This window comes from Sporichthya brevicatena (assembly GCF_039525035.1).
Taxonomy (GTDB): domain Bacteria; phylum Actinomycetota; class Actinomycetes; order Sporichthyales; family Sporichthyaceae; genus Sporichthya; species Sporichthya brevicatena.
Genome location: NZ_BAAAHE010000075.1, coordinates 1 through 595 on the forward strand (window position 1 = coordinate 1; position 595 = coordinate 595).

Sequence of the window (595 nt, forward strand, 5' to 3'; positions counted from 1 at the left end):
GGTCGGACAATGGAAGTATCGGCTCGGCTTCTAATGCCTATCTGGTGCGGGCGGTGTGGAGCACGAGCGGGACCGTCACGGTCACTCTGCGATCTACCGTGGCCGGTTCGGGGTCCCAGCTGGCTGTTCTGATCAACGCTGCCACGTACACCCCCGGCACGGGGATCAATATGCGCCTGCGTTGCGTGGGTTCGACGATCTCGGCGAAGGCGTGGCTTGAGGGCGACACGGAGCCGTCGTGGTCGAGTGTCACGAACACTTCACTGACCGCGGCGGGGTACGTCGGCGTGAGCATGTTCCGCTTGTCGGGAAACACGTCGACCGACGACAGGACGCTGTGGGACAACTTCTCCTGCCGCGCCCTGTACCCGAACCTCCGGGACTCGTTCGGCCGATCGGTCGGCGACTCCTGGGGGACGGCCACCTCCGGTCACTCCTGGCTGATCCTCGCCGGCACGGCGTCGGACTACTTCGTGGTCGGCGGCCAGGGGTGGATCACGGCGAACACACTGAACTCCACCTACCAGGTCAGCCAGGTCTTCGCCCACCAGGACGTGGACATGGTGTGCGACCTCGGCGTGCAAGGCGTCCAAGC

The 595-nt window shown here is 65.4% G+C and carries 1 protein-coding gene; it reads left to right on the plus strand.

Features of this window, described 5'->3' with window-relative positions; genetic code table 11:
* Positions 1 to 185: 185 nt before the first annotated feature.
* Positions 186 to 595: hypothetical protein (locus ABD401_RS24975; protein ID WP_344609941.1), on the plus strand; the 410-nt coding region annotated here is incomplete at its 3' end.